The following is a 26,544-nucleotide window of genomic DNA, read 5'->3' as shown; positions in this document are numbered from 1 at the left end:
CCGACTGCGGTCGGGCCATGGGAAAGGGGTGTCCGATGGGAATGTTTGACCCCATCAAGGGTTTCGGCGTCACCTTCGGCACGATGTTCAAGAAGGTGGCCACCGAGGAGTACCCGGAGGCCGGTGCGCCGGCCGCGCCCCGCTACCACGGACGGCACCAGCTCAACCGGCATCCGGACGGGCTGGAGAAGTGCGTCGGCTGCGAGCTGTGCGCCTGGGCCTGCCCGGCGGACGCGATCTTCGTCGAGGGCGGCGACAACACCGACGAGGCGCGTTACTCGCCCGGTGAACGCTACGGCGCGGACTACCAGATCAACTACCTGCGCTGCATCGGCTGCGGCCTGTGCGTGGAGGCATGCCCGACCAGGTCCCTGACGATGATCAACTTCTACGAGCTGGCCGACGACGACCGGCAGCGGCTGATCTACACCAAGGAAGACCTGCTCGCCCCGCTGCTGCCCGGGATGGAGCAGCCGCCGCACCCGATGCGCCTCGGCGAGAACGAGCAGGACTACTACGTCAACGGCCCCGAACTGGCGCGCCAGCAAGGCGTTCCGGCGGGCACCACGGTAGAGACCTCGCACGAAGAGTTGATGCAATGATGCTCGCCACGTTCCTGGCACAGGCGCCCTCGCTGGAAAGCACGGTCTCCACCGGCGAAGCCATCGCGTTCTGGGTGCTCGGCCCGGTCGCGCTGGCCGGAGCGCTGGGCATGATCTTCGCCCGCAACGCGGTGCACTCCGCGCTGTGGTTGGTGCTGACCATGCTCTCGCTCGGTGTGCTCTACATGATCCAGAACGCGCCGTTCCTCGGTTTCACCCAGATCATCGTCTACACCGGCGCGATCATGATGCTGTTCCTGTTCGTGCTGATGATGGCCGGACGGGACTCCTCGGACTCGGTGGTCGAAGTGCTGCGCGGGCAACGGCTCGCGGCCGCGCTGCTGGGCATCGGCATCGCCGGGCTGATCGCCGGTGCGCTGGCCCGCTCGCTGACCGACGTGGTCCCGGCGCCCCCGCTGGACCCGTTCACCCCGCAGGGCGGTGCCGCCGGCGGGCTCGGCCGGCTGATCTTCACCGACTACCTGTTCCCGTTCGAGCTGACTTCGGCGCTGCTGATCACCGCCGCGCTCGGCGCCATGGTGCTCGCCTTCACCGACCGGCATGCCAAGGGCGGCAAGCGGTCCCAGAAGGAACTGGTGATCGCCAGGTTCCGCGGCGAGTACCAGCGGCCTTCGCCGATGCCGGGACCCGGGGTGTTCGCCACCGCCAACTCGGTGGCCACCCCCGCACTGCTGCCGGACGGTTCGGTGGCCCCGGAGTCGCTGTCCGTGCTGATCGAGTCCACCGCGGCCGTCCGGCTGGACGCCGAGCGCAAGCAGGTCCGCGGCGAGGAGCCGAAACCGGACGCGCACGCGCTGGTGGGACCCGAGTCCGCCGCCACCGAAGGCGAGGGTGAGGACAAGTGACCCCGACCTACTACCTGCTGCTGTCCGCGGTGCTGTTCGCCATCGGCGCGGTCGGCGTGCTGGTGCGGCGCAACGCGATCGTGGTGTTCATGTGCGTGGAGCTGATGCTCAACGCGGTGAACCTGACCCTGGTCACGTTCGCCAGGATCAACGGTGGCCTGGACGGACAGGTGATGGCCTTCTTCGTGATGGTGGTCGCGGCCGCCGAGGTCGTGGTCGGACTGGCCATCATCATGTCGATCTTCCGCACCCGGCGCTCGGCTTCGGTCGACGACACGAACCTGCTCAAGTACTAGAGGGGCGAGAGTGACCGCATCATCGTGGCTGTTGGTGGCCTTTCCCGCCCTCGGCGCGCTCATCCTGCTGGTCGGCGGTAAACGCACGAACGCATGGGGGCACCTGCTCGGCTGCGCCACCGTCGCCGCGTCCTTCGTGTACGGACTGGTGCTGTTCTTCAGCGTCACCGGCAAGGACGCCGCGGAACGGGTGGCGGACGTCAAGCTGTTCTCCTGGATCCCGGTGGACGCGCTGCAGGTCGACTTCGGACTGCGGATCGACCCGCTGTCGGTGACCTTCGTGCTGCTGATCACCGGTGTCGGCATGCTGATCCATTTCTACTCGATCGGCTACATGGCCGAGGACGACGGCAGGCGGCGCTTTTTCGGCTACCTGAACCTGTTCGTCGCGTCCATGCTGATCCTGGTGCTTGGCAACAGCTTCGTGACGCTGTACCTCGGCTGGGAGGGTGTCGGCCTGGCGTCCTACCTGCTGATCGGCTGGTACCAGGACCGCCCGTCCGCGGCCACCGCGGCGAAGAAGGCGTTCCTGATGAACCGGGTCGGCGACGTCGGCCTCGCGATCGCGATCTTCCTGATGTACAAGTACATCGGCAGCACCGGTTACGCCGAGGTGTTCGCCGGGATCGGCGAGCTGTCCCCCGGTGTGATCACCGCGATCGCGCTGCTGCTCCTGCTCGGCGCCTGCGGCAAGTCCGGCCAGTTCCCGTTGCAGGCCTGGCTGCCGGACGCGATGGAGGGCCCGACCCCGGTCTCCGCGCTGATCCACGCCGCGACCATGGTCACCGCGGGCGTCTATCTGGTGGCCCGCGCGAACCCGGTGTTCAACGAGACCGAGAGCGGCCGGCTGGTGGTCACCATCATCGGTGCGCTCACCCTGCTGATCGGGTGCATCATCGGCTGCGCCTACGACGACATCAAGAAGGTGCTGGCGTACTCCACGGTCAGCCAGATCGGCTACATGATGCTGGCCGTCGGGCTCGGGCCGTTCGGTTACGCGCTGGGCATCATGCACCTGCTCACGCACGGCTTCTTCAAGGCGGGCCTGTTCCTCGGCGCCGGTTCGGTCATGCACGGCATGAACGACGAGGTCGACATGCGCAAGTTCGGCGGGCTGTACAAGAAGATGCCGATCACCTTCGTCACCTTCGGACTCGGCTACCTGGCGCTGATCGGCTTCCCGTTCCTGTCCGGCTACTTCTCCAAGGACGCCATCATCGAGGCGGCCTTCGGGCAGGAGGGCTGGCACGGCTGGGTGTTCGGCGGCGCGGCACTGCTCGGCGCGGCGCTGACCGCGTTCTACATGACCAGGCTGATGCTGATGACCTTCTTCGGCAAGGAACGCTGGAAGGAGATCAAGAGCACCGACGGCAGGGACTTCCACCCGCACGAGTCGCCGCCGGTGATGACCGTGCCGATGATCATCCTGGCGTTCGGTTCGGTCGGCATGGGCGCGTTCCTGGCCCTCGGCGACCGGCTCGCCGGCTGGCTGTCCCCCTCGCTCGGTGAGCTGGCCGAGTCCGAGCACGGGGTGCTGCCGCACTCGCTGATCCCGTGGCTGACCGTCGCGTTGTCCGCGCTCGGTGTGCTCGTCGCCTGGCTGGTGGTGGGCCGGCGCGACACCCCGGTCGAGCGCCCGGAGCGGGTCTCCGCGGTGGTCAAGGCGGCCCGCAAGGACCTGTACGGCAACGCGCTGAACGAGACGCTGGTGGCCAGGCCCGGTACCTGGCTCGCCCGCGCGCTGGTGTTCGTGGACAACCGGGGCGTGGACGGCGCGGTGAACGGGCTGGCCGCGGCCTTCGGCGGCGGCTCCGGCCGGTTGCGCCGGATGCAGACCGGGTTCGTCCGCTCCTACGCGCTGTCCATGCTCGGCGGCACGTTCCTGATCGTCGCAGCGCTTCTCCTGGTGAGGTTCGCATGACCGTGTTTTCGCGACCTGCGTGTCGTTTTTCCTGCCCAGCGCGCGCCTGGGTTTCGTTGACTGCCGCGACACCGCTTAGCGAGGACTCATGACCTGGTTGCTCGTCCTGATCCTGTTGCCGCTGGTCGGCGCGGCCGTGGTGGCCGGTCTCAAGCACAACGACCGGCTGGCCACGCTGACCGCGCTCGGGGTCTCGCTGCTGGAGCTGGCGCTGATCATCCCGCTGTGGGCCGGTTACCAGCCCAGCGGTCCGCGCCTCCAGCAGGCCACCACGATGGACTGGATCCCGTCCTTCGGCGTGCACATCTCGTTCGGCATGGACGGCATCGCGCTGGTGATGATCGCGGTGATCGCGCTGCTGGTGCCGATCGTGATCGGCGGGCTCGGCACCTTCGACAAACTGCCCGAGGGGCGCAACGCGGGTGGGTTCCTGGCGCTGATCCTGGTGCAGGAGGCGCTCACCATCGGCGTCTTCGCGGCCACCGACGTGTTCCTGTTCTACGTGCTGTTCGAGATCATGCTGATCCCGATGTACTTCCTGATCGGTGCCTACGGCGGCCCGAACCGGCAGTACGCGGCGGTCAAGTTCTTCCTGTACTCCTTCCTCGGCGGCCTGATCATGCTGGCGTCCGCGATCGGCGCCTACTCGCTGGCCGCGGACAAGCTGGGCAAGGGCACCTTCGACTGGGCCACCCTGGTCACCGTGGTGCGGGACGCGCCGACCGGCACCCAGATCTGGCTGTTCCTCGGCTTCTTCCTTGCCTTCGCGATCAAGGCGCCACTGGTGCCGTTCCACACCTGGCTGCCGGACGCCGCCGGGCAGGCGCCGATCGGGGTCGCGGTGCTGCTGGTCGGCGTGCTGGACAAGGTCGGCACCTTCGGCTTCCTGCGCTACTGCATCCCGATGTTCCCGGAGGCGAGCAAGACGCTGGCACCACTGGTGCTGGTGCTGGCCGTGCTCGGCGTGCTGTACGGCTCGATACTGGCCGCGGGCCAGCGGGACATGAAGCGGTTCATCGCCTACGTCTCGATCGCGCACTTCGGCTTCATCGCGCTGGGCATCTTCGCGTTCACCCCGCAGGCGATGGTCGGTTCGGTGAGCTACATGCTCAACCACAGCCTGGCCACCGGCATGCTGATCGTGGTGGTCGGCATGGTGGTCGCGCGCGGCGGGTCGACCCGGATCTCGGACTACGGCGGGATGGCGAAGGTGACGCCGTTGCTCGGCGGCATGCTGCTGCTCGCCGGACTGTCCACTTTGTCCCTGCCCGGCACCAACTCGTTCATCAGCGAGTTCCTGGTGCTGCTGGGCTCGTTCGAAACCCAGCCGGTGTTCAGCATCCTGGCCACGGTCGGCATGGTGCTCGCCGCGGCCTACGTGCTGTGGCTGTACCAGCGGATCATGCAGGGCCCGGTGCGCGGGGACGCGCTGGTCGGCGTCGGCGGTGGTCCGGGGACCGCGATCGCGCCGGAACTCGGGGCGAAGAAGGCGATCCGCGACCTGACCGGCAAGGAGATCGCGATTCTCGCGCCGATGGTGGTGCTGATCATCGGGCTCGGCTTCTATCCGAAACCGGTGCTGGACACGGTAACCCCGTCGGTGCAGGCGACCATGGAGTCGGTCGCTGTACAGGGAGGCAAGTAACCCATGCTCGACCTTGTTCTCGCGCAAGCCGCGCAGCAGCCGCAGCAGATCAGCGCGCCGGCGATCGAGTACGCGGCGATCATGCCGGTGCTGATCATTCTCGGCGCGGCCTGCGTGAGCGTGCTGTTCGAGGCCTTCCTGCCCCGGCACATGCGCTGGCCGGGCCAGGTCGTGCTGAGCCTGCTGGCGATCGCCGGCGCCGGGGTCGCGCTGATCGCGTACGTCAGCTCGGACAGCGCGCCGAAGGCGGGCCTGACCACGCTGAGCCGGGCCATCTCGGTGGACCGGCCGGCGCTGTTCCTCTGGGGCACGCTGCTCGCGCTGGCACTGGGCGCGGTGCTGCTGATCGCGGACAGGTCGGTGGAGCCTGGCGGCGCCTTCGTCGCGCAGGCCGGTATCCGGCCGGGCACCATCCAGGACCGCGCGCAGGTCGGGTCCACCGGCATGCAGACCGAGGTCTTCCCGCTGACGCTGTTCGCCATCGGCGGCATGATGACCTTCTGCGCGGCGAACGACCTGCTCACCATGTTCATCGCGCTGGAAGTGCTGAGCCTGCCGCTGTACCTGATGTGCGGCCTCGCCCGCCGTCGCCGGCTGCTTTCCCAGGAGTCGGCGGTCAAGTACTTCCTGCTCGGGGCGTTCTCCTCGGCGTTCTTCCTGTACGGCCTGGCGCTGCTGTACGGCTACGCGAACTCGGTGAAGCTGTCCGACATCGCGAACGCCGCGGCCGGCACCGACCGTTCGGACACGCTGCTGTTCGCCGGGCTCGGCCTGCTCGTGGTCGGCCTGCTGTTCAAGGGCTCGGTCGGGCCGTTCCACACCTGGACCCCGGACGTCTACCAGGGCGCGCCGACCCCGGTCACCGCGTTCATGGGCTCCTGCACCAAGGTCGCCGCGTTCGGCGGCATCCTGCGGGTGCTCACCGTCGCCTTCGAGTCGACGAGCTGGGAGTGGCGCGGGGTGCTCTGGGGCGTCGCGATCATCTCGATGATCATCGGCGCGGTGCTCGGCCTGACCCAGACCGACGTGAAGCGGATGATCGCCTACTCCTCCATCGCGCACGCCGGCTTCCTGCTGGTCGGTGCCATCGCGATGACCGAAGAGGGCCTGTCCGGCACGCTGTTCTACCTGCTGGCCTACGGGTTCACCACGCTGGCCGCGTTCGGTGTGGTCAGCCTGGTCCGCGACTCGAACGGGGAGGCGACGCACCTTTCGGCCTGGGCGGGGCTGGCGAAACGCTCGCCGTTGCTGGCCGGGGTGTTCACCTTCCTGCTGCTCGCCCTCGCCGGTATCCCGCTGACCAGTGGGTTCGTCGGCAAGTTCGTGGTGTTCTCGGCCGCGCTCTCGGACGGGATGGCGCCGCTGGTGGTGATCGCGCTGGTGTTCAGCGCGGTGGCGGCGTTCTTCTACCTGCGGGTGATCGTGCTGATGTACTTCTCGAAGCCGAACGCGAGCGGCCCGACGGTGAGCGTGCCCGGCGCGTTCACCACCGCGGCCATCACCCTCGGCGTGATCGTCACCCTGCTGCTCGGGGTGGCCCCGTCCTTCGCGCTGGACTGGGCGGGCGCGGGCGGGTTCGCTTTCTAGGACAAGGCTTTACCGGACGAGGGGTGTCGCGAGCCGCGACACCCCTCGCTCGTTACGTCGTGAGGGAGCAGGCGGCGCTGCCGACGATCACGTCGCCGGTGAAGCCCGAGGCCGGCAAGAACTTGATGTGCAGCAGGTTCAGCCCGATGCTGCCGTCGCCGGGCACGGTCTGCTCGTTGAAGACGGCTTCCGCGAGTACCTGACCGTCGGCCTTTCTGATCTGCTGCACGTGGTTCGGCAGGGTCGGTGACGGCAGGGCGTCGAGGCCGGTCATGCCGTCGAGGTTCCAGGCGGCGCTGCTCTGGGACGGCGTCGCCGAGCAGCTGACGTCGTAGTTCTTGATCCTGATCCGCTTGCCGCCTGCGGAGACGAGCGCGGACAGCTCGAAGTCCCGGCCGGTCGCCTCGGACTTGGTGGTGGTGACGCCGCCGGAGATGCTCGTGGCGCAGTTCGTGCTGCCGCCGCCGAACCGGACGCCGGGCTCGCTCACCGGCGGCGCGGTCACACTGGACGGACCGCCGAGCGAACAGGCTCCTTGCGCGGCGACTGTGACCGTGCTCGATCCCTCTTCGGTGAAGTGCGCCGAGCCGAGGGAGGCCACTCCTGGCTCGGTCGCGGACGCGGGTGCCGCGCCGAGCAGGCTCGCGGCCAGTAGCACCGCTCCGCCGAGTCCGCTGTATCCGATGGTGCGCATTTCGGCCTTCCTGCTGGGGAACATCAGTTGCGAAGCCGATCGTTGGCGCCCGTGGCAAGAAAACGACAGGAGAGTCACCCTGTGGTGTCACAAATCCACCCGACCGAGCGAATATTCACTCTTGAATTCAGATACAGATCTGTATGTTGGATCCTATGCTGACCTACCGAGTGCTGGTGAACGGCAAGTTCGACCATCCGGACGAGCGGACGAGAGCAAGGATGCTGGCCGGGGTGGCCGACGGCGTGCTGAAGTTCACCGAGGAGGGCTCGCTGGCTTATAGCGAGCACCTCGGGTCGTTCGGCTTCCGGTGCGAGGTGCGGGTCGAGCCGGGGGAGACCGCCGAGCGGGACGCCAAGGACCAGGCCGAGTTCATGGCGGCCGTGCGGCTCGAGGAGCTCGGCTACCCGTACCGCGACCTCACCTCATCGGCCACCTGCATGGACACCATCAAGATCAACCGCCGCCGATGACTCGTGCCGTGGCCGAATCATGACCGGCGGTGACTGTCAAGTATCTGTTGTCGCGTTCGTCACCTGTGCCCTGCCCCTGCGGGCGGTCGGGGCCGGTGACCTTGCTATTACGCTGGCGGTGACCGTGGAGTAAGTGTGTGCTGAGAGGGCGGAGCCGACCGTGCCAGTTCAGGGTGGCGCCATCGAGGAACTGCGCGCGAGCGTCGGCCTGCAGTTCGAAGACGAAGAACTGGCACACGTACTCGCCGAAGGGCTGGCCCACGTCGAAAAGCTGCTGCACGACACCGTGCGCAGCGACGTGCAGCCCGTGCAGGAGGCCGCGACGCACCTGGTGGACGCGGGCGGCAAGCGGTTCCGGCCGCTGTTCACCCTGCTCGCCGCCCAGTTCGGCAGTGCGGAGGTCGGGAACACCGGTGACGTGGTGGCCGCGGCGGCGGCCGTCGAGCTGGTGCACCTGGCCACGCTGTACCACGACGACGTGATGGACGAGGCCACCATGCGCCGCGGCGCGCAGAGCGCGAACGCCCGCTGGGACAACACCATCGCCATCCTGACCGGCGACTTCCTGTTCGCGCACGCCTCCAGGCTGGTCGCCGACCTCGGCACCGAGACGGCGCGGATCATCGCGGACACCTTCGGCGAGCTGGTCACCGGGCAGATGCGGGAGACCGTCGGGCCCGGTGCCGGGGAAGACCCGGTGGAGCACTACCTGTCGGTGATCGGGCAGAAGACCGGTTCGCTGATCGCCACCTCCGGCCGGTTCGGTGGCATGCTCTCCGGCGCCGATGAGCAGCACACCGCCGTCCTGCGGCGGTTCGGCGACCTCATCGGCACCGCCTTCCAGCTCTCCGACGACATCATCGACATCGCGTCGCCGTCCGCCGAGCTGGGCAAGGTGCAGGGCACTGACCTGCGGGAAGGCGTGCGCACGCTGCCGATGCTGTACGCGCTGGCCGACCCGGCCAGCTCGCCGCGGCTGATCGAGCTGCTGTCCGCCCCGGTGACCGAGGACGCGCTGGTGGCCGAGGCGCTGGAGCTGCTGCGCGACTCCGACGGCCTCGGGCGCGCGAGGGTAACCCTTTCCGACTACGCTCGTCGCGCGAGGGCCGAGCTGGCGGCGCTTCCTGCCACCCCGGCCCGCGACGCGTGCGAGTCGGTCGCCGACTACCTCGTCGCACGGACGCACTGAGCAGCGTGCCGGGTGGCAGGGGCGCCTTCGCCACGCCGTCCAGGGGGTAGGAAGGAAGGACAGCGCGAAGATGTCCCTTTTCGGGCAGGTTTGGCTCTGGAGTCTGGTGGCGTTCCTGCTCGGGACGCTGATCACGTGGCTGCTGCTGGTCCGTCCGGTTCAGAAGCGCAACCGCGAGCTGGAGGCCAGGCTGGCCGAGAGCGAGGCAAGGCGGCCGTCGGAACCGGTGGAGCCCGCCAACGCGGAGCCGGTGCCGACCAGGACGTTCGCCGCCCCGGAAGCGGAGCCCGGCTATCCGGCGGATCAGGGCTACCGCGCCGAGGAGCGGTACGGCATCGAACGGAGTGACCCCGTGGAGGCGGCTTTCGAGCCGGACTTCCCACTGGAGCGAGAGCCCGCGTACCTGCCCGAGCCGGCACCCGAGCCGCCGCCGGAGCCGGTGCGTGAACCGGTGGCGGTCGAGCCGGAACCTGAGCCCGAGCCTGAGCCCAGTTGGCCGGAGCGGTCCACCCGGAGCGGGCACGCGTTGTTCAGCGAGCGCCCGGTGAGCGAGGGCAGGCACCAGGCCGGCGGGCTGGGTTCGGTGCTGGAGCCGGAACGCGAGCGATCCTACGAGCCGGACCCGGAACCGGCCGCCGAACAAGCTGCCGAACGGACGACGGTCATGCCGCCGGTCCCGGCAGAACCCGAGCCCCAGCCCGAACCCCAGCCCGAGCCGGAGTCCGTGCGGGCGGAGCCGCTGTTCGAAGAGCGGCCCCCAGTGCGCGAGGAGCCGGGTTCGGTGTTCCAGCCCTACATCGAGCCGGAGCCGCTGCACGCGGACCACCCGGACCACACCGGGACCATCGGGTTCGGCGAGGTGCCGGAAGCCGCGGAGCAGGCGGAGCATCCGGCGCCGGAACCCGAGGAGACCGCTGTGACCGCCGGGGCCTCCGCTTTCGCCTTCGAGGACCAGGGTGCGCCCGAGGAGTCGCCCGCCGAAAGCACCCAGGTGCTGCCGAAGCGCCAGCCCCGCGACTCGCCGCGAGGCGGGTTCGATCCGCCGCAGCCGATCCAGCCGTCCATGCGGTCGATCGAACGCCGGGAGCCGGTGCCGGAGACCGAGGCCGCGCGCAGCGGGTCGTTGTTCGAGCCGGTGGTCCGGCCGAACCAGGGTGCCGCGGTGCCGCCGCCCGCAGAGTCGCTGGCGCCGACCCCGCCACCGGCAAGGCATCACGCGCCGGATGCGGCATTGCCGCCGGGACCGTTCGGCCCCGGGTCCGCGATGCCGCGGCCGGGTGGTGGCCGTCCGGCCGAGGAGTTCGCGGTGAAGGCCAGCGTCACGGCGCTGCGCTACTGCACCGAGGAGTCCCCGCAGTTCCCGCGGATGGTGGCCGAGGTGTGGTTCCGCACCCCCGCCGATGCCGAACGCGTCGGCTTCCGCCCCCTCACCTAAAGAGGCAAATAGCCGACTTTTTGCCCTGAGAAGATGGGCAAAAAGTCGGCTATTTGCCGGTGGTCAGGCGACGGTCCAGGTGTCTTTGCCGCGGAGGAGGGACTGGAGGTCGGGGGCCTTGGCGGCCCTGGCCTGCTCGACCTGGGCGCGGGCCTGGTCGTCGTAGGTGGGACGGGCGACCTGGCGGAAGATGCCGGTCGGGGTGTGGTTGAGGTTCTGGTCGCCGATCCGCGACAGCGCGAACGCGTACGCGGTGTCGGTGATGGTCGGGTCGTGCACGGTGAGGTTCTCCTCGCCGATCTCCGAGACCTTGCCGACCTCGAGCCCGCCCCAGCCGCTGGACGTGACGCCGTACTCGCCTTCGGGACCGAACCGGATCGGTTCGCCCGCCTTGAGCGGGATCAGCCGCTGCGCGGCCGCGTCCTTGTCCTTGAGCACGTCGAAGGCGCCGTCGTTGAAGATCGGGCAGTTCTGGTAGATCTCGACCACCGCGGAGCCGCGGTGCTGCGCGGCCGCGGTGAGCACCTCGGTCAGCCCGGCCCGGTCGGAGTCCAGTGCGCGGCCGACGAAGCTGGCCTCGGCGCCCAGCGCGAGCGACACCGGGTTGAACGGCGTGTCCAGGCTGCCCATCGGGGTGGACTTGGTGACCATGCCGGGGTCGCTGGTCGGCGAGTACTGGCCCTTGGTGAGCCCGTAGATCCGGTTGTTGAACAGCAGGATCTTCAGGTTCACGTTGCGGCGCAGCGCGTGGATCAGGTGGTTACCGCCGATGGACAGCGCGTCGCCGTCCCCGGTGACCACCCACACCGACAGGTCCGGCCGGGTGGTGGCCAGTCCGGTCGCGATCGTCGGCGCCCGGCCGTGGATGGAGTGCATCCCGTAGGTGTTGAGGTAGTACGGGAACCGCGACGAGCAGCCGATGCCGGAGATGAAGACGATGTTCTCCCGCTTCAGGCCGAGCTTCGGGAGGAACGCCTGCACGGTGTTCAGGACGACGTAGTCACCGCAGCCAGGACACCAGCGGACCTCCTGGTCGCTCTTGTAGTCCTTGGCCTTCTGCGGTTCGTCGGTGGTCGGAACTCCCGCCAGCCCGCTCAGATCGGACAGATCCAGATCGATGGCGGTCACAGGGTCGCCTCCTTGGTGATGCCGGTGATGATGTCGGTGAACACGCCTTGCAGTTCTTCGGCCTTGAAGGCCATGCCGGCGACTTTGGTGTAGCTGTGCACGTCGACGAGGTACTTCGCCCGCAGCAGCATGGCCAGCTGGCCGAGGTTCATTTCCGGCAGCACGACCACGTCGTAGGAGCGCAGCACGTCGCCGAGGTTCGCCGGGAACGGGTTCAGGTGGCGCAGGTGCGCCTGCGCGATCGGCAGGCCCTCCTTGCGGACCCGGCGGCAGGCCGCGCCGATCGGGCCGAACGAGGAGCCCCAGCCCAGTGCCAGCACGCGGGCCTTGCCGCCGCTGGGGTCGTCGACCACCAGGTCGGGCACGTCGATGCCGTCGATCTTGGCCTGGCGCAACCGGACCATCTTGTCGTGGTTGTCCGGGTCGTAGGAGATGTGACCGGTCCGGTCGGCCTTTTCCAGCCCGCCGATGCGGTGCTGGAGGCCAGGGGTGCCCGGCACCGCCCATGCCCTGGCGAGGGTTTCCGGGTCGCGGACGTAGGGCCAGAACTCGCCGGACCCATCGGTGGCGTTGGGCTCGCTCTCGAACCGCACGCGCAGGTCGGGCAGGTCCTCGACGTCCGGGATCAGCCACGGCTCGGAACCGTTCGCGATCGCGCCGTCGGAGAGCAGCAGCACCGGGGTGCGGTAGGTCAGCGCGATCCGGGTCGCCTCCAGCGCCGCGTCGAAGCAGTCCGCCGGGGTGCTCGGCGCCACGATCGGCACCGGGGACTCGCCGTTGCGGCCGAACATGGCCTGCAGCAGGTCGGCCTGCTCGGTCTTGGTCGGCAGCCCGGTGGACGGCCCACCGCGCTGCACGTCCACGACCACCAGCGGCAGCTCGGTCATCACGCCGAGCCCGATGGTCTCGGACTTCAGCGCGACCCCCGGCCCGGAGGTGGAGGTGACGCCAAGCGCGCCGCCGTAGCTGGCACCCAGCGCCGCGCCGATGCCGGCGATCTCGTCCTCCGCTTGGAAGGTCAGGATGCCGAAGTTCTTGTGCTTGGACAGCTCGTGCAGCACGTCGGAGGCCGGGGTGATCGGGTAGGTGCCGAGCAGGATCGGCAGGCCGGACTGCTGCCCGGCCGCGATCAGCCCGTAGGCCAGCGCGGTGTTCCCGGTGATCTGCCGGTAGGTGCCCTGGTGCAGCTTGGCCGGCGCGACCTCGAAGGTGGTGGCGAAGGACTCGGTGGTCTCGCCGTAGTTCCAGCCCGCCCGGAAGGCCAGCACGTTCGCCTCGGCGATGTCCGGCTTCTTGGCGAACTTCTCCCGGAGGAACCGCTCGGTGCCCTCAGTGGGCCGGTGGTACATCCAGGACAGCAGGCCGAGGGCGAACATGTTCTTCGCCCGCTCCGCGTCCTTCTTCGACAGTCCGGTCTCTTCCAGCGCGCCACGGGTCAGGGTGGACATCGCCACCTCGTGCACCTGGAAGGACTCCAGCTCACCCGAGGCCACCGGGTCGGCCTCGTAGCCGACCTTGGTCAGGTTCCGCTTGCTGAACTCGTCGGTGTTCAGAATGATCGTCCCGCCGGACGGGACGTCGGCGACGTTCGCCTTCAGCGCGGCCGGGTTCATCGCGACCAGTACGTCCGGCCGGTCGCCGGGGGTCAGGATGTCGTAGTCGGCGAAGTGCACCTGGAAGGACGAAACGCCGGGGATGGTGCCCTGTGGCGCCCGGATCTCGGCCGGGAAGTTCGGCATGGTGGACAGGTCGTTGCCGAAGGCCGCCGCCTCGGAGGTGAAACGGTCACCGGTCAGCTGCATACCGTCACCGGAGTCGCCGGCGAACCGAATCACGACCCGGTCCAGCCGGCTGACCTCGGTCGGACGGCTGGCGGACAACGCACCGTTGCCGTTGCCGTTCACACTCGCATTCATGGGGCAGGGAATCCCTCTCTCGCGACTTGCCGCGTCCCTTCCAGCATGGCCGGAATCCGGGCGTTTCGCCGCCCATACCTCGAGATTACTTGTTGTTTTTCAAGTCTACGAAGGCCTGTGATGCGGCTTACCTGTAACCGATGGTAACAGTTACTTTCCGGCGTTGGCCGTGCGCCCCTTCTCAACGCACACCTCGCTTTCCGGCGACGATCTTGGCCGGCGTCGTGGCCGGTCGAGCCGGTCGCGGCGACGTCGTGGCCGCGAGCACCGGTTCGCGTGGTGCTCGCACGGCCGTGGTCGGCCCGGATTCCGCTGACCCACGGTTAACACCGTGAAGTGTCCGCAGAGTGGGACGGGCTGCTGTGCAGTCTGGCAGCAGTCTGGCACCGCCCGGTCAGGTCGCGATCGTGACCGGCTCAATTGCCGGGCGTCGGCGGCCGGTCCAGCATCCGCGAGAGCACCACGGTGGACACCGTACGGTCCACGATCTCCAGCCCGCGCAACCGCTCCAGTGCGGTCTCCAGCTGGTGGATGTCCGCGGCGCGCAGGTGCACGATGGCGTCCGCGGCACCGGTTACCGTGTACGCCGAGACCACCTCGGGCAACGGCTCCAGCCTGGCCCTGATCCTGGCCGGGGTGACGTTGCCCTGGCAGTGCACTTCGACGAAGGCTTCGGTCCCCCAGCCGAGTGCCTCCGGGTCCACCACCGCGGTGAACCCGCGCAGCACCCCGGTTTCGAGCAGCCGGTCGACCCGTCTTTTCACGGCCGGGGCGGAGAGCCCGACCACCTTGCCGATGTCGGCATAGCTGGAGCGCGCGTTGGCCACCAGGCACGAAATGATTCGCTGGTCGATCGTGTTCACACGCAATGTTTAGCAGGTATGTGCGCAAGAAACCTTGATTGCTTGCATCTGTATCGAGCCATACCTTTGACTCATGACGAGGGTTGCCGAGCCGCTGGCCGAAACGCGCATGCCTACGACCCGCCGCTACCTGATGTGCCCGCCGCGGTACTTCGCGGTCGACTACGTGATCAACCCCTGGATGGACCCGAGCCTGCCGGTGGACACCGACCTGGCGGTGGCGCAGTGGACCGAGCTCCGGGACACCTACCGGCGCCTCGGCCACACGGTCGAGGAGATCGAGCCGCAACCCGGCCTGCCGGACATGGTGTTCGCCGCGAACTCCGGCACCGTGATCGACGGCCGCGTGCTGGGCTCCCGGTTCCGCGCCCCGCAGCGGGCCGCCGAGGCGGAGCACTTCCGCCGCTGGTTCACCGAGCACGGCTACCGCGACCTGACCATGCCCACCAAGACCAACGAGGCGGAGGGCGACTTCGCCTGGACCGGGCGGCTGCTGCTGGCCGGCACCGGCTTCCGCACCGACCCGGAGGCGCACGCCGAGGCGCAGGAAGCGCTCGGCGTGCCGGTGGTCTCGCTCCGGCTGACCGATCCTCGGTACTACCACCTGGACACCGCCCTGTTCGTGCTCACCGAAGCGACCGACAGCGCACCGGCCGCGATCGCCTACTACCCGGACGCGTTCTCGCCCGGCTCGCGCCGGGTGCTGGCGCGGATGTTCCCGGACGCGGTGCTGGCCGACGAGGCGGACGCGGCCTGGCTCGGCCTGAACGGGGTGTCCGACGGGCGCAACGTGGTGCTGCCGGTGGAGGCGGTGCGGCTCGCGGACCGGCTGTCCGCACGCGGTTACGAGCCGGTGCTGGTGGACATTTCCGAGCTGCGCAAGGCGGGCGGCGGGCCGAAGTGCTGCACCTTGGAGATCCGCAAGTGAGCTGACGGCCGGACGCGTCCGGGACTCGCCGAATCCCGACTCCCGGACGCTCCGCACGGTTCGATCAGAACGTCCGGTCATCGAGCCGGGCGACCGGTGCGTTGCGGCGCACCGAGTCGATCCCGTTGAGCGCGGACTTCTTCGCGTTGTAAGCCTCGCTGGAGGCGATGATCTCCCCGTTGCCGGCCCGCAACCGGAACCGGTACTTGCCGGCCTGGTCGGTGTACAGCTCGAACTTTCCTGGCATGGTCCCGCCCTTTCCTGCGAATCGCGGGCGAAATAGCGTACGTGACCCGCGTCACGAACAGTCGTAGTGCGGGATTCCCGCGTTACAAGGTGTGTTTGAACCGTTAACCCTGTAATGCCAGTGGTTTCTCCGCGATAGAACGGGCAGCCCGCGAGAGGGAGGCCCCGATGCCGGCGAGTGTCGTAACCATGACCGTGCACGGAATCGGTTCACCGGTCCGGCCGCTGGAGCCGGGCGAGGACCGGACCTGGGTGAGCGTCGGGCAGTTCGAGCAGGTGCTGGACGCGGTCGCCGAGCGCCCGTCCGGGGTGCGGATCACCTTCGACGACGGGAACGCCTCGGACGTCGAGATCGCCTTGCCCCGTTTGGTGGAACGCGGCCTGCGCGCGGAGTTCTTCTTGCTGGCCGGGCGAATCGGCGCGCCGGGCATGGTGGACGCGGCCGGGGTGGCGGCGCTGCTCTCGGCCGGGATGACGGTCGGTTCGCACGGCTGGGCGCACCGTGACTGGCGCCGGCTCGATGCCGCCGGGCGGACCGAGGAGTTCGTCGCCGCGCCGCGGTTGCTCGGCGAGCTGACCGGGCGGCCGGTGACCAGGGTGGCGGTGCCGTTCGGTTCCTACGACCGCCGGGTGCTGGCCGGGCTGCGTCGTGCCGGGGTGACCACGGCTTACACCAGCGACGGCGGTGCCGCGCGGCCGTCCGCCTGGCTGCAGTCGCGCACCAGCCTCCGGCACGATATCGATCCACAGTGGACTCAAGACGTGCTGGCCGGCACGCCGGGACTGCGCCGCCGGGCGCGGAGGGCTTGCGCCCGACTGGTGAAGCGCACCCGTGGTTGAGGAAGATCTCGTTGCCGTGCAACGGAAAAGTAACGTGTGCGGAGAGGAACCCGATAGTTCAGAAGTGAATGCCGCACCCTTCCAGGTCGCCGTCGTGGTGGTCACGTACAACAGTGCGGACGTGCTGGCGGGCTGTCTCGCGTCGCTGCCGGAAGGGCTGCGCGGAGTGCGGCTGGTCGAGGTGGTGGTGGGGGACAACGCGTCGACCGACGGCACGGCCGGGCTGGCAAGGCGGGTGCACGGGGTTCCGGTGCGGGTGCTGGAGATGGGCCGCAACGCGGGCTATGCGGCGGCGATCAACGCGGCGGTGCACGCCCTGCGAGGTTTCGAGCTGGACGCGGTGCTGGTGCTCAACCCGGACGCTCGGCTGCGGCCGGGCACGGTCGCGAAACTGGCTGAAGCCCTTCGTGCGCCGGGACGGGGCATCGCGGTGCCGCGGCTGCTGAACGCGGACGGCTCCCTGCAACCTTCCCTGCGGCGGACGCCCACGGTGACCCGCGCGCTCGCCGAGTCCGTGCTCGGCGGGGCCACCGCGGGACGGCTTGGCGGGTTCGGCGAGCTGATCACCGACCCGCGGGTCTACGAGAAGGCCGGCAGCGCGGCATGGGCGACCGGGGCGGCGATGCTGATCTCGGCCGGTGCGATCCGCGACCTCGGCCCGTGGGACGAGTCTTTTCTGTTGTACGGCGAGGAATCGGAGTTCGCTTTGCGGGCAGGCGATCGTGGCTGGAAGCTGTGGTACGAACCGGAGGCCGTGGTCGACCACGACGGCGGCGAGTCCGGGGTGAACCCGATGCTGTGGGCACTGCTCACGGTCAACCGGGTGCGGCTCTACACCCGGCGGCGCGGCCGGTTCGCCGGTGCCGGCTACTTCCTCGCGGTGCTGCTCGGCGAAGCCGTTCGCGCGCTGGCCGGGCGGGCCACCGCGCGGGCCGCGGTGGTGGCGCTGACCAGACCGTCCCGCCGGCTGCGCGTCCTGCCGGGCTGAGCCGTGGAGATCATCGGCCTCAACGAACTGGACGGGCGTGCCATGGACGCCTGGCACGCGCTGCGCGCGGCGAACCCCGCGCTGGACAGCCCCTACTTCCATCCCGGGTTCGCGCGGGCCGTGCACGAGTCGGGGAACGCGGTCCAGGTCGCCGTCGAGCGGGACTCCGCCGGCGAGGTGTGCGCCCTGCTGCCGCTGCACTGCGCCGGCGGGCTGGCGCGCCCGGCGGGCTGGCCCGGCGCCGACTTCCAGGGCCCGATCCTCGCGCCGGGGACCCCGTTCGACCCCCGTGCGCTGCTCGTGGCGGCGGGGGTGCGCGGGTTCGCCTTCGACCACCTGCTGGACTGCCACGAGGGTTTCGCGCCCTGGGTGGAGGACAGCAGGCCGTCGCCGCACCTGGACGTCACCGGCGGGCTGGCCGGCTATCTCGGCCGGGTCGGCCGCAGCGGCAAGGACAAGATGACCGAGGCTAGGCGGCTGACCGCCAAGCTGGAACGCGAGCACGGGCCGGTGCGCTTCGAGCCGGGTTCGCGTGACCCGGCGGTGCTGGACCAGGTGATCAACCTCAAGCGCACCCAGAGCCGGGTCACCGGCGGGCGGGACTACTTCGCCGGGCCGGGGCGGATCGAGCTGGCGCATCGGCTGCTGAGCACCGGGACCTCGGCCTTCGGCGGACTGCTGTCCACTGTGCACAGCGGAGACGAACTGGTCGCCGCGCATTTCGGGCTGCGCGCCGGTGGCGTGCTGCACTGGTGGTTCCCGGTGTACGCCAGGGAGTTCGCCCGGTTCTCGCCGGGCTGGGTGCTGCTGCGCGCGGTGATCGAGGCCGCGCCGGTGCACGGCCTCGACCGGATCGACCTCGGCCGCGGCGAAGACGACTACAAACGCCGCGCGATGACCGGCCAGTCCATCGTGCGGCAGGGCATGGTCAGCTCCGGCTGGCGCTCCACCCTGCGCAAGGTCAGCCTTTCCGCCGTCACCACCGCCAAGGCGTCCCCGCTGGCGCCCCAGCTACGCGCCCTTTCCCGCAAGTTCCGCTGAGCACGGTCGTGAGTGGAAAGTGTTGTCCCGGCAACACTTTCCACTCACGACCGTTGACCTGGGGTTAGCCGCGGCCGAGGCCGGTGCAGGTGAAACCGGCGCGGCGGAGGACGTCGGGGTCGAGCAGGTTGCGGGTGTCCACGACCACGGGGCGGCGGGTCACCTCGGCGAGGCGGGGCCAGTCCAGGGTGCGGAACTCCGGCCACTCGGTCAGCACCACCAGCGCGTCCACGTCCTTGGCGACCAGCATCGGATCGTCCACCACGCTCACCGCGGCCAGCTCCGGGCGGTTGTCGGTGAGGATCACCGGGTCGTAGGCGACCAGGTCGGCGCCGGCCTGGCGCAGCATCGCGGCCACCGCCAGCGCCGGGGAGTCGCGCAGATCGTCCGTGTTCGCCTTGAAGGTCAGCCCGAGCAGGCCGAGCCGGACCCGCGACAGCGAGCCGCCGCGGCGGCCGGTGACGGCGAGCCTGATCTTGTCCACGATCCGCCGCCGCTGCCGGTCGTTGGTGTCGATCGCGGCGCGCAGCAGCCGGAACTCGAAGTCGGCGGCGTCCGCGATCTGCAGCATGGCCTGGGTGTCCTTGGGCAGGCAGGAGCCGCCCCAGCCGGGGCCGGGGGACAGGAAGGACTGCCCGATCCGGCGGTCGTAGCCCATTCCCTCGGTGATGTCGGTGATGTTCGCGCCGAGCCGTTCGCACAGCTCCGCCATCGCGTTCACATAGGACAGTTTCATCGCCAGGAAGCAGTTCGCGGCGTACTTGACCAGCTCCGCGCTCGGCGCGTCGGTGAGCACGGTCGGCGCGCCGAGCTTGGCGTAGAGCGCGGCGACCCGCTCCGCCGCGTCCTGTGCCGAGCTGCCGACCACGATCCGGTCCGGGTTCAGGAAGTCGTCGACCGCCGAACCCTCCCGCAGGAACTCCGGGTTGCTGACCACCGCGACGTCGGTGCGGTCGAGCAGCTCCGCGGTCCGTTCCGCGCTGCCAACCGGCACGGTGGACTTGTTGACCAGTACCGCGCCCGGTCGCAGCAGCGGCCGGATCTCGTCGATCACCGACTCCACCGTGCTCAGGTCGGCCACCCCGCCGACGCCCATCGGGGTCGGCACGCAGAGGAACACCACCTCGGTGCACTCCTGCGGCGAGTCGTCCGCGGAGATCGCCGTCGCCGCACCGACCACAAAGGACAACCGGCCGGCGGCGAGTCCCTCGGCGACGAGCTCCGGCAGGCCGGGTTCGAGGATGTCCACCTCGCCCCGGCGCAGCCGTTCGATCTTGGCCGCGTCCACGTCGGCGCAGGTCACCTGGTGCCCGAGCGACGCGAGGCAGGCTCCGGTGGTCAGGCCAACGTAGCCGGTACCCACCACCGCTATCCGTCTGGCGAACATCATCACTCCCCGGCGAGCGCTGCCCGCGGCGCGCTCGGTCTTCGGCTGGGTCCGGCGGCCGGGGTATCCACTGTGTCCACAGTGGGCACAGTGGATACGGTGGATACCCCGGCCGCTGCCAGCAGCTCCTGGTATACGGACACGTAGGCGGCCGACTGCGGCGCCCAGTCGAGCTCTCGTTCCGCGCGTACCCGGCCGGCCTTGCCGAGCTCGGCGCGGCGGGCGGGGTCGTCCAGCAGGTCCACCAGCGCGGCCGAGAAACCGGCCACGTCGCCCGGTTCGAGGTAGACCGCGCAATTCCCAGCGGAGACAACCGTCTCGGTCAGCCGGTAGGCCAGCACCGGAAGCGCGAAAGCCATGTACTCCATCGTCTTGTTCATTGTGGACACATCGTTGAGCGGGCTGAGCGGATCGGCGGACAGCCCGACCGAGGCGGTGGACAGGTAGTCCGAGATCTGTGCCGCGCCGACCCGGCCGGTGAACTCGACGTGCTCGTCGAGGCCGAGCTCGGTGCACTGCCCGCGCAGTTCTTCCAGACAGTCGCCGAAACCGAGCAGGGCGAAGCCGACGTCGGTCCGGCCGTGCTCGTGCACGACCCGGCGGGCCACTTCCAGCACCCCGTCCACGCCGTCCTGCGGGCCCATGATGCCGAGCCACACCACCAGATGTTCCCGGCCGCGCTTCAGCTCGGGCTTCGGTTTCCCAGGGCGCATAACCGAGGTGTCCGGCCCGGATCGGACCACGGTAGTGCGTTCCGGGGCCACCTTGCCGCGTTCGATCGCGATCCGCTGGTACGAGGTGTTGGTCGAGATGACCCGGTCGGCGGTGCGGAAGGTGTTGCGCTCCAGCCAGTAGAGCCCGGCCAGCTGGGCCTTGCCGGTGATCCCGGCCGGTTCGCCGAAGCGGGAACGGTACACCTCGGGGTTGAGGTCGTGGTGGTCGAAGACGAACCGCACCCCGCGCGGCGCCCACAGCCGGGCCAGCGCCCAGTAGGTGTCCGGCGGGTTGCAGGCCTGGATGACGTCGAACGGCCTGCGCCGCCACACTTTCCGGCTCAGCCGCGCGGTCTGCGCCCAGCAGTAGGCGAACTCCCGCAGGTAGCCGAGCACGCCTTCGGCCTGCGGGGGCGGTGCGTACTTGTAGAGATGCACCTCGTCCAGCCATTCGTAGGGCGGGTCGTCCGGCCCCTTCGGGCAGATCACCGACACCTCGAAGCCCGCGTCCACCAGGGCGCGGCACTCCAGCCACACCCGGCGGTCGAGTGGCACCGGAAGGTTCTGCACGATGATCAGGACATGTCTTCGACTGGCCACCCTCAACTCCTTTTCGCGAGTTGGTTAGACATTCCTTATTCGTCGGCGGCGCCGTTTTCATTACGTTCGGCCACTAGTTCGCGGAAAATGCCGCTGATTGGCCAGTGGCTGACGGGTCGCCAGCTGTCACAACGGTTCCAACTGCAGGGATCAAACCCGCGCCAAGGCCGAAGACCAGGTGAATTCAGGTGAAACTTGGTAACGATATCGCCCGCATTTATCTACTCTGCGGTGCGTGCCGTGCGGTCAGGAGACCAAATGGACGCAGCCCCCCGCCAATTGCGCCAAAGGGCCAGCATCCTTTCGGCTGCGAGTACGCCGAGAAATACGAGCGCGTCGCACGGCGTGGTTTCGCCGCGCCGCAGGAGCGTCGCCAGGTCCGACGGCCGAAGCGCCGGCCCGCCCGGCGGCAGGCCGAGCCGGTCCAGTTCCGCGTTGCCGAGCCGGACCCTGGCCCGGCGCCGGATCACCGCGCCGATCCGCCGTGCCGGGCGCACCACGGAGCCGGCCGCGGCGACCTGCGCGCGCTCGCCGGCGCGGAAGCTGCGGTGCACGTAGCCGTCGTCCGCGAGCACCGGCGGCAGCGGGAACACCCGCCGGTGGCCGGCCTCGCTCAGCACGTACACCCCGGCGCCGGTCAGCCCGCGCCGGCCGCCGAGCAGCCGGTCGGTCACCCGGTGGAAGCGGGCGGCGGTGCCGGACACCCCGGCCAGCTCGTGCCGCGGGGACGGCGAGCAGGCCAGCAGTCCGGCGGAATCCAGTGCGCGGCAAAGGATCCGAAGCGACTCGGTGCTCAGTTCCACGTCCGCGTCCAGGTACGCGCGGGGGAAGGCGGTGCATTCGCGGTCGCCGAGCACCAGCGCGGCCGCCTTGCCGGGCAGCGGGGTTTCCAGCACTCGCGCGCCCGCCGCGCGGGCCAGCCAGGCGGTGCGGTCGGTGCAGCCGTTGGCGACCACCACCACCTCCAGTTCGCCCGGCCGTGCGGCCCCGGTTAGCGCGTCGAGGCAGCGGGTGATCACCGCCTCCTCGTTGTGCGCGGCGATCACCACCGCGGCCAGCGGGCTCACCGCGGCACCTCGATCGGCGCCAGCGTGTCGTCCGAGTAGTTGCCCTCGGCGAAGATCGTGCCCCCGGTGACGTCGAACGGGCCGAACCGCCAGTCCGGCACGATCCGGTTGCGCACCGCCCGCACGTTCTGCGGGAAACCGTGGCCCTGGCTGCGCACCTGCAACGCGTAGTTGCCACCGGCCAGCAGGTTGTCCTCCACCGTGAAGTCGAAGACCGGCGCCTGCTCGGTGGCGATCCGGACCACCGCGTTCTTTCCGCCGGCCTGGTTGGAGAAGGTGTTGTGCCGCAGCACCGCGTTGCGCGCGCCATTGGACTGGATGGTGTCGTTGTGGCAGATGTCGCAGCCGACCAGATCGTGCACGTAGGAATTCTCGATCAGCACGTCACCACCGAGATGCGGACCGTCCTGCACGTGGTGAATGTCCGAATTGCGAATTGCGTACCCGTCGAAGCCCACCGCCGCGTTCCCGGTCGGCGAGTTCAGCCCGTCGATTTCCACGCTCTGCAGCACCACCCCGCGGAATCCCTCGTAGACGCGCACCGGGAAGAAACTGGGGCAGCGGATGCGGCTGCGGATGATCACCACGTTGTCCGCCTTGACCGACACGCAGCCTTCGATGTCCTTGCCGTCGACCATCGCGCCCGGCTGGTCCAGGATCAGCTCGCCCTCGTCGGTCAGCGTGATGCCGTCGGTGGTGAGCGTGATCCCGGTCGGCCGCCAGCCGGTGTTCGTCGAGTCCGGGTAGCCGCAGGCGCTGGGCACCTGGATGCAGCCGGTCGGCCGCATCGCGGCGGGCACCACCGGTGGTGCGGTGGACGGGGGTGGCGGCAGTGCGGCCGGGACGCCCGGCGCGCAGCCGGTGAGTGTCACGGCGGCACAACACACCGCCGTGAGGACGAGCCTGATCCGCATCTCCGGTCCTCTCAGTCCTTTACTGCACCGGCGCCGGGGAAGCGGCGTCCGGCAGCACCAGCCGTCCGCCGGCGGAACCGTCCGCCGGCACGAAGAACACCGCGCTCTTCTGCCGCCCGCGCAGCTGCGCGCCGTAGGCCAGGGTGTGCTCGTCCAGCCAGGCGGCCTGGTCGTCGATGCCGGTGGTATCCGGCAGCAGCCGTTCCTCGCCGCTGCCGAGGTCGAGCACCGCGAGCTGCCACTGGCCGAGCCGGTTGAGCCGTTTCTTGTAGGCGACCTTGCTGCCGTCCGGGGACAGCGACGGGCATTCGGCGTTCTGCCGCAGGCCGGTCACCGTGCGCGTGACCAGGTCGCCGCGGACCAGCCAGGTCCGCCCGTTGGTGGCCAGGGTGGCGTAGAAGGTGCGGTCGTCCCCGGCGACCGTGATGCCCCAGTAGTTCACGTCTGCCGCGCGGTAGGGCACACCGTCCAAAGTGGCGGCGAAGTGCTCCAGCGACTCGGTGAGCTCGCCGGTGCGCAAGTCCAGCACGCCGGAGCGGGTGGAGAAACCGCCGGGCACGGTGTAGGAGTCGCCGGTGACGAAGGAGGTCCAGGACACCACCTGGCCGGAGGCGGAGATCCTGGCGCGGCTGGGGATGCCGGGCAGGCCGACGGTGCGCAGTTCGCCGCCGCCTTCGTCGCCGCCGCCGAGCACCGCGACCTGGTAGCTGGGCCCCGGCCCGGCGAGCCGGAGGCAGACCGTGCGGCCGGCCGACTCGTACACCCGCTGGCAGCGCAGCGCGGTGCCGGCGCGCGGGCCGTCCGGGGCGTCCGCCCGGACCTGCACCACCCGGTCCTGGCCGTCCGCGAGGTCCACGAACCTGAGGTCGCCCGCGGCCGGTGCCGGTGCGGTGGCGCCAGCCTGCCGCCCGGACGAGGTCCAGACCAGGTAGCCGCCGCCGGTCAGCAGCACCGCGACGATCGCGGCCACGCCGAGCCAGATCCGGTTGCGGACGAGCCAGTTCATCGCGCACGCTCCCGGACCAGCGGGCCGGTGACGGCCAGCGTCACGGCCATCGCGACGGCCAGCACCAGCACCGCCGTGCCGGTGGCGAGGCCGGCCAGCAGGAAACCGAAGACCAGCGAGGAACTGAGCCTGGCGACGGCCTGGCCGGTCTGGAGCACGGCCATCCCGGTGCCGCGCGCGGATTCCGGCACCAGGCTGCCGGCGTAGGCCATCAGCACGCCGTCCGTGCAGGCGTAGAACACGCCGTGCGCGAGCAGCACCGCCCCCACCATCGGATAGCCGCCGCCGGGCAGCAGCAGGGCGCAGTAGACGAGCAGCAGCAGCACGTGCCCGGCGAAGAAGACCGGCCAGCGCCCGACGCGGTCGGCCAGCGCGCCCAGCGGGGCGGCGGCGAGCAGGAACACCAGCGCGGTGCCCAGCGGCAGCAGCGGCAGCAGGCCGATCGGTACCCCGGCGACCTTTTGCAGCACCACGAACACGAACGCGTCGCTGATGGTGACCAGGCCGAGCAGGCTGGCGGCGATCCACGCGCGCCGGAAGGTCCGGTCCCGCAGCACTCCGAGTCCGCGCCGGAGGGAAAGTTTCGGCCGTCCCGCCGGCACCGGCCGCTCGCGGACGAACGCGGCCAGCACGATTAGGCCCAGCAGCGCGAAGCAGAAGCTCACCACGAACACCGGGGTCGGCGACGAGCCGAGCTTCGCCAGCAGCAGGAAGGTGAGCAGCGGCCCGAGCAGCGCGCCGACGGTGTCCATCGCGCGGTGCACGCCGAACGCCCGGCCGAGCTGTGCCGGCGGGGTGACGAAGGAGATCAGCGCGTCCCGCGGCGCGGTGCGCAGGCCCTTGCCCGCCCTGTCCACGGCCAGCACCCCGCCGATACCGAGCGCCGAACCGCCGACTAGCGGGAACAGCACCTTGGTCACCGCGGAGATCCCGTAGCCGAACAGGGCGACGAACTTGGGCCTGCCGATCCGGTCCGAGGTGTAGCCGCCGACCAGCCGGAGAATCGCGGTGGCGCCGTTGTAGAGCCCGTCCAGCAGTCCGAATTGGACGTAGCCGACCTGCAGCGTGTACAGCAGGTAAACCGGCAGGAAAGCGGTGACCATTTCGGCGGAGACATCGGTCAGCAGGCTGACCGTGCCCAGTGCCAGTACGGTGCCGGAAATCCGGCCACCGCGCGGTTTCGGCCCGGCGACCGGGACAGGCCGGGAGGCAACGTACATACGTACCTCCTGGAAAAGGGGCAACGAGCCCAAAAGTCGCCGTTCGAAGAGCTAATCGGCGGGTGGCACTGGGCCGTTAGCGGCAGTTTGGTAACGACCGCGCATTCACCAAATGGCCTAACGCTTTGACTGAAATCAACAGTATGCAACCCGTGATCACGTAACGAAGTGCCTGTCGCTGCGATTCCAGTGCTGACACCGCGCCTGGAATCGGGGACGAGATGGATTTCTGGAAGACCCTTGGCGTCCTGCTGCGCCGCTGGTACATCGCGGTGCCGGTGCTGTTGATCTCGCTCGGCCTCGCCGCCGGGGTCTACGTTTCGGTGGACACCGACTACGAGTCCACCGGCACCATCGTGCTGACCTCCTCGGCCGAGGGGGCAAGGGCGTCGTCCGGGGACGACGCGGGCGCGGTCGACCTGGTGAACCCACTGCTGGCCTTCGACGGCAGCCTGAACACCTCCGCGCAGATCATCATCCAGACCCTGCAGGACCCGTCCATCGCCGAGCAGGTGCTCGGTTCCGGCGGTACCGCCAAGTACGAGGTGGGCAGCGGTCAGCTGACCGGGCCGTTCATCGTGGTGGTGGCCAACGCGCGGACCCCGGACGAGGCGCGGGGCATCGTCACCACGGTGCTGGAACGGGCGCGTGCCGAGCTGACCGAGCGGCAGAAGGCGTTGAACGCACCCGAAACCACCTTCATCAAGGCGAGCCAGGTGGTGTCCCCGACCCCGGCCGAGGCCAAGACCGGTGGCAAGACCCGGTTCGCCGCGGTGGCGCTGGTGCTCGGTTTCGTGGCCAGCCTCGGTGCCGCGTACGGCTGGGAAAGCTTCTCCGACGCGCGCCGCCGGAAGGAACCGAAACCCGAGCCGGAGCCCGACCGGCCGCTGCCGCCCCCGCCGGAGCCGGGCGCTCAGCAACCCGCCAACGGCCATCCGACCGTCCGGCTGCGCCCGGTCTCCCGCGACCAGGGCTGAGC

General features: G+C 69.7%; 25 protein-coding genes. 14 read left to right on the top strand and 11 right to left on the bottom strand.

Translation table 11 applies throughout. The features are described 5' to 3' along the window. Positions 1 to 35: 35 nt before the first annotated feature. The 6 genes from nuoI (at position 36) to nuoN (ending at position 6,917) form a co-directional block, all read left to right on the top strand. On the top strand, positions 36 to 602 hold the full coding sequence (gene nuoI / locus AMYNI_RS0113500) for an NADH-quinone oxidoreductase subunit NuoI (protein ID WP_026360413.1): 567 nt from the start codon (positions 36 to 38) through the stop codon (positions 600 to 602). Next, entirely contained in the window at positions 602 to 1,468 is an 867-nt protein-coding gene (locus AMYNI_RS0113495; protein WP_026360412.1) for an NADH-quinone oxidoreductase subunit J, read from the top strand. Before nuoI ends, AMYNI_RS0113495 begins: the two co-directional genes overlap by 1 nt. Further along, positions 1,465 to 1,764, top strand: a complete 300-nt coding sequence (gene nuoK / locus AMYNI_RS0113490; protein ID WP_020668546.1) for an NADH-quinone oxidoreductase subunit NuoK — start codon at positions 1,465 to 1,467, stop codon at positions 1,762 to 1,764. The genes AMYNI_RS0113495 and nuoK overlap by 4 nt, the downstream gene beginning before the upstream one ends. Before the next feature lie 10 nt (positions 1,765 to 1,774). Continuing rightward, positions 1,775 to 3,685, top strand: a complete 1,911-nt coding sequence (gene nuoL / locus AMYNI_RS0113485) for an NADH-quinone oxidoreductase subunit L (protein WP_020668545.1) — start codon at positions 1,775 to 1,777, stop codon at positions 3,683 to 3,685. Between the two features lie 88 nt (positions 3,686 to 3,773). Further along, positions 3,774 to 5,330, top strand: coding sequence for an NADH-quinone oxidoreductase subunit M (locus AMYNI_RS0113480; protein WP_020668544.1), 1,557 nt, complete (start codon positions 3,774 to 3,776; stop codon positions 5,328 to 5,330). 3 nt (positions 5,331 to 5,333) lie between these two features. Beyond that, positions 5,334 to 6,917: an NADH-quinone oxidoreductase subunit NuoN gene (gene nuoN, locus AMYNI_RS0113475; RefSeq protein WP_020668543.1), complete on the top strand. Its 1,584-nt coding sequence runs from the start codon at positions 5,334 to 5,336 to the stop codon at positions 6,915 to 6,917. Between the two features lie 52 nt (positions 6,918 to 6,969). Here the strand turns inward: nuoN and AMYNI_RS0113470 are convergent, their stop codons facing one another. Further along, positions 6,970 to 7,611 carry a hypothetical protein gene (locus AMYNI_RS0113470; RefSeq protein ID WP_026360411.1) on the bottom strand — a complete coding sequence of 214 codons (642 nt, stop codon included), beginning with the start codon at positions 7,609 to 7,611 and terminating at the stop codon, positions 6,970 to 6,972. Positions 7,612 to 7,766: 155 nt separating this feature from the next. Between AMYNI_RS0113470 and AMYNI_RS0113465 the strand changes: the two genes are divergently transcribed. From AMYNI_RS0113465 to AMYNI_RS0113455, 3 genes are all read left to right on the top strand, one after another. Then, entirely contained in the window at positions 7,767 to 8,084 is a 318-nt protein-coding gene (locus AMYNI_RS0113465; protein ID WP_020668541.1) for a DUF6204 family protein, read from the top strand. Positions 8,085 to 8,244: 160 nt separating this feature from the next. Further along, the gene (locus tag AMYNI_RS0113460) at positions 8,245 to 9,273 is read left to right on the top strand and encodes a polyprenyl synthetase family protein (RefSeq protein WP_020668540.1); all 1,029 of its coding nucleotides are present in this window, start codon (positions 8,245 to 8,247) and stop codon (positions 9,271 to 9,273) included. Between the two features lie 70 nt (positions 9,274 to 9,343). Then, entirely contained in the window at positions 9,344 to 10,708 is a 1,365-nt protein-coding gene (locus AMYNI_RS0113455; RefSeq protein WP_020668539.1) for a sunset domain-containing protein, read from the top strand. A gap of 63 nt (positions 10,709 to 10,771) precedes the next feature. Here the strand turns inward: AMYNI_RS0113455 and AMYNI_RS0113450 are convergent, their stop codons facing one another. The 3 genes from AMYNI_RS0113450 to AMYNI_RS0113440 all read right to left on the bottom strand — a co-directional run bounded on the left by AMYNI_RS0113450 (position 10,772) and on the right by AMYNI_RS0113440 (position 14,615). Next, on the bottom strand, positions 10,772 to 11,836 hold the full coding sequence (locus tag AMYNI_RS0113450; RefSeq protein ID WP_020668538.1) for a 2-oxoacid:ferredoxin oxidoreductase subunit beta: 1,065 nt from the start codon (positions 11,834 to 11,836) through the stop codon (positions 10,772 to 10,774). Then, positions 11,833 to 13,752: a 2-oxoacid:acceptor oxidoreductase subunit alpha gene (locus AMYNI_RS0113445; RefSeq protein ID WP_026360410.1), complete on the bottom strand. Its 1,920-nt coding sequence runs from the start codon at positions 13,750 to 13,752 to the stop codon at positions 11,833 to 11,835. Before AMYNI_RS0113445 ends, AMYNI_RS0113450 begins: the two co-directional genes overlap by 4 nt. Positions 13,753 to 14,168: 416 nt before the next feature. After that, positions 14,169 to 14,615, bottom strand: coding sequence for an Lrp/AsnC family transcriptional regulator (locus tag AMYNI_RS0113440; protein ID WP_020668536.1), 447 nt, complete (start codon positions 14,613 to 14,615; stop codon positions 14,169 to 14,171). A gap of 73 nt (positions 14,616 to 14,688) precedes the next feature. On the opposite strand from AMYNI_RS0113440, the gene ddaH reads away from it, so the two are divergent. Continuing rightward, a complete protein-coding gene (ddaH, locus tag AMYNI_RS0113435) occupies positions 14,689 to 15,543 on the top strand; it encodes a dimethylargininase (protein WP_425387900.1) in 855 nt (284 codons plus the stop codon). Positions 15,544 to 15,607: 64 nt separating this feature from the next. Here ddaH and AMYNI_RS0113430 read toward each other — a convergent pair whose 3' ends face one another. After that, positions 15,608 to 15,790: a YegP family protein gene (locus tag AMYNI_RS0113430; protein ID WP_020668534.1), complete on the bottom strand. Its 183-nt coding sequence runs from the start codon at positions 15,788 to 15,790 to the stop codon at positions 15,608 to 15,610. Positions 15,791 to 15,957: 167 nt separating this feature from the next. On the opposite strand from AMYNI_RS0113430, the gene AMYNI_RS0113425 reads away from it, so the two are divergent. The 3 genes from AMYNI_RS0113425 to AMYNI_RS0113415 all read left to right on the top strand — a co-directional run bounded on the left by AMYNI_RS0113425 (position 15,958) and on the right by AMYNI_RS0113415 (position 18,658). Next, complete coding sequence (locus tag AMYNI_RS0113425; RefSeq protein WP_026360408.1) at positions 15,958 to 16,629, top strand: polysaccharide deacetylase family protein; 672 nt, start codon at positions 15,958 to 15,960, stop codon at positions 16,627 to 16,629. Positions 16,630 to 16,693: 64 nt separating this feature from the next. Beyond that, positions 16,694 to 17,617, top strand: coding sequence for a glycosyltransferase family 2 protein (locus AMYNI_RS0113420; protein ID WP_020668532.1), 924 nt, complete (start codon positions 16,694 to 16,696; stop codon positions 17,615 to 17,617). A 3-nt stretch (positions 17,618 to 17,620) separates the two neighbouring features. Further along, on the top strand, positions 17,621 to 18,658 hold the full coding sequence (locus AMYNI_RS0113415; protein WP_020668531.1) for a GNAT family N-acetyltransferase: 1,038 nt from the start codon (positions 17,621 to 17,623) through the stop codon (positions 18,656 to 18,658). Positions 18,659 to 18,722: 64 nt separating this feature from the next. Here the strand turns inward: AMYNI_RS0113415 and AMYNI_RS0113410 are convergent, their stop codons facing one another. The 6 genes from AMYNI_RS0113410 to AMYNI_RS0113385 all read right to left on the bottom strand — a co-directional run bounded on the left by AMYNI_RS0113410 (position 18,723) and on the right by AMYNI_RS0113385 (position 25,565). Next, complete coding sequence (locus AMYNI_RS0113410; RefSeq protein WP_026360407.1) at positions 18,723 to 20,045, bottom strand: UDP-glucose dehydrogenase family protein; 1,323 nt, start codon at positions 20,043 to 20,045, stop codon at positions 18,723 to 18,725. Positions 20,046 to 20,047: 2 nt separating this feature from the next. Further along, entirely contained in the window at positions 20,048 to 21,358 is a 1,311-nt protein-coding gene (locus tag AMYNI_RS0113405; protein ID WP_020668529.1) for a glycosyltransferase family 4 protein, read from the bottom strand. A gap of 221 nt (positions 21,359 to 21,579) precedes the next feature. Then, positions 21,580 to 22,425: a glycosyltransferase gene (locus AMYNI_RS44480; protein WP_020668528.1), complete on the bottom strand. Its 846-nt coding sequence runs from the start codon at positions 22,423 to 22,425 to the stop codon at positions 21,580 to 21,582. Then, the gene (locus AMYNI_RS0113395; RefSeq protein ID WP_157357346.1) at positions 22,422 to 23,297 is read right to left on the bottom strand and encodes a right-handed parallel beta-helix repeat-containing protein; all 876 of its coding nucleotides are present in this window, start codon (positions 23,295 to 23,297) and stop codon (positions 22,422 to 22,424) included. The genes AMYNI_RS44480 and AMYNI_RS0113395 overlap by 4 nt, the downstream gene beginning before the upstream one ends. A gap of 61 nt (positions 23,298 to 23,358) precedes the next feature. Next, positions 23,359 to 24,345, bottom strand: a complete 987-nt coding sequence (locus AMYNI_RS0113390) for a TolB family protein (RefSeq protein WP_020668526.1) — start codon at positions 24,343 to 24,345, stop codon at positions 23,359 to 23,361. Further along, positions 24,342 to 25,565, bottom strand: a complete 1,224-nt coding sequence (locus AMYNI_RS0113385) for an MFS transporter (RefSeq protein ID WP_020668525.1) — start codon at positions 25,563 to 25,565, stop codon at positions 24,342 to 24,344. The genes AMYNI_RS0113390 and AMYNI_RS0113385 overlap by 4 nt, the downstream gene beginning before the upstream one ends. Positions 25,566 to 25,786: 221 nt before the next feature. Between AMYNI_RS0113385 and AMYNI_RS0113380 the strand changes: the two genes are divergently transcribed. Next, on the top strand, positions 25,787 to 26,542 hold the full coding sequence (locus AMYNI_RS0113380; RefSeq protein ID WP_020668524.1) for a YveK family protein: 756 nt from the start codon (positions 25,787 to 25,789) through the stop codon (positions 26,540 to 26,542). Positions 26,543 to 26,544: the final 2 nt, after the last annotated feature.

Origin of the sequence: Amycolatopsis nigrescens CSC17Ta-90 (assembly GCF_000384315.1) — a bacterium.
GTDB lineage: Bacteria > Actinomycetota > Actinomycetes > Mycobacteriales > Pseudonocardiaceae > Amycolatopsis > Amycolatopsis nigrescens.
This window is presented reverse-complemented; position numbering and strand designations above follow the sequence as displayed.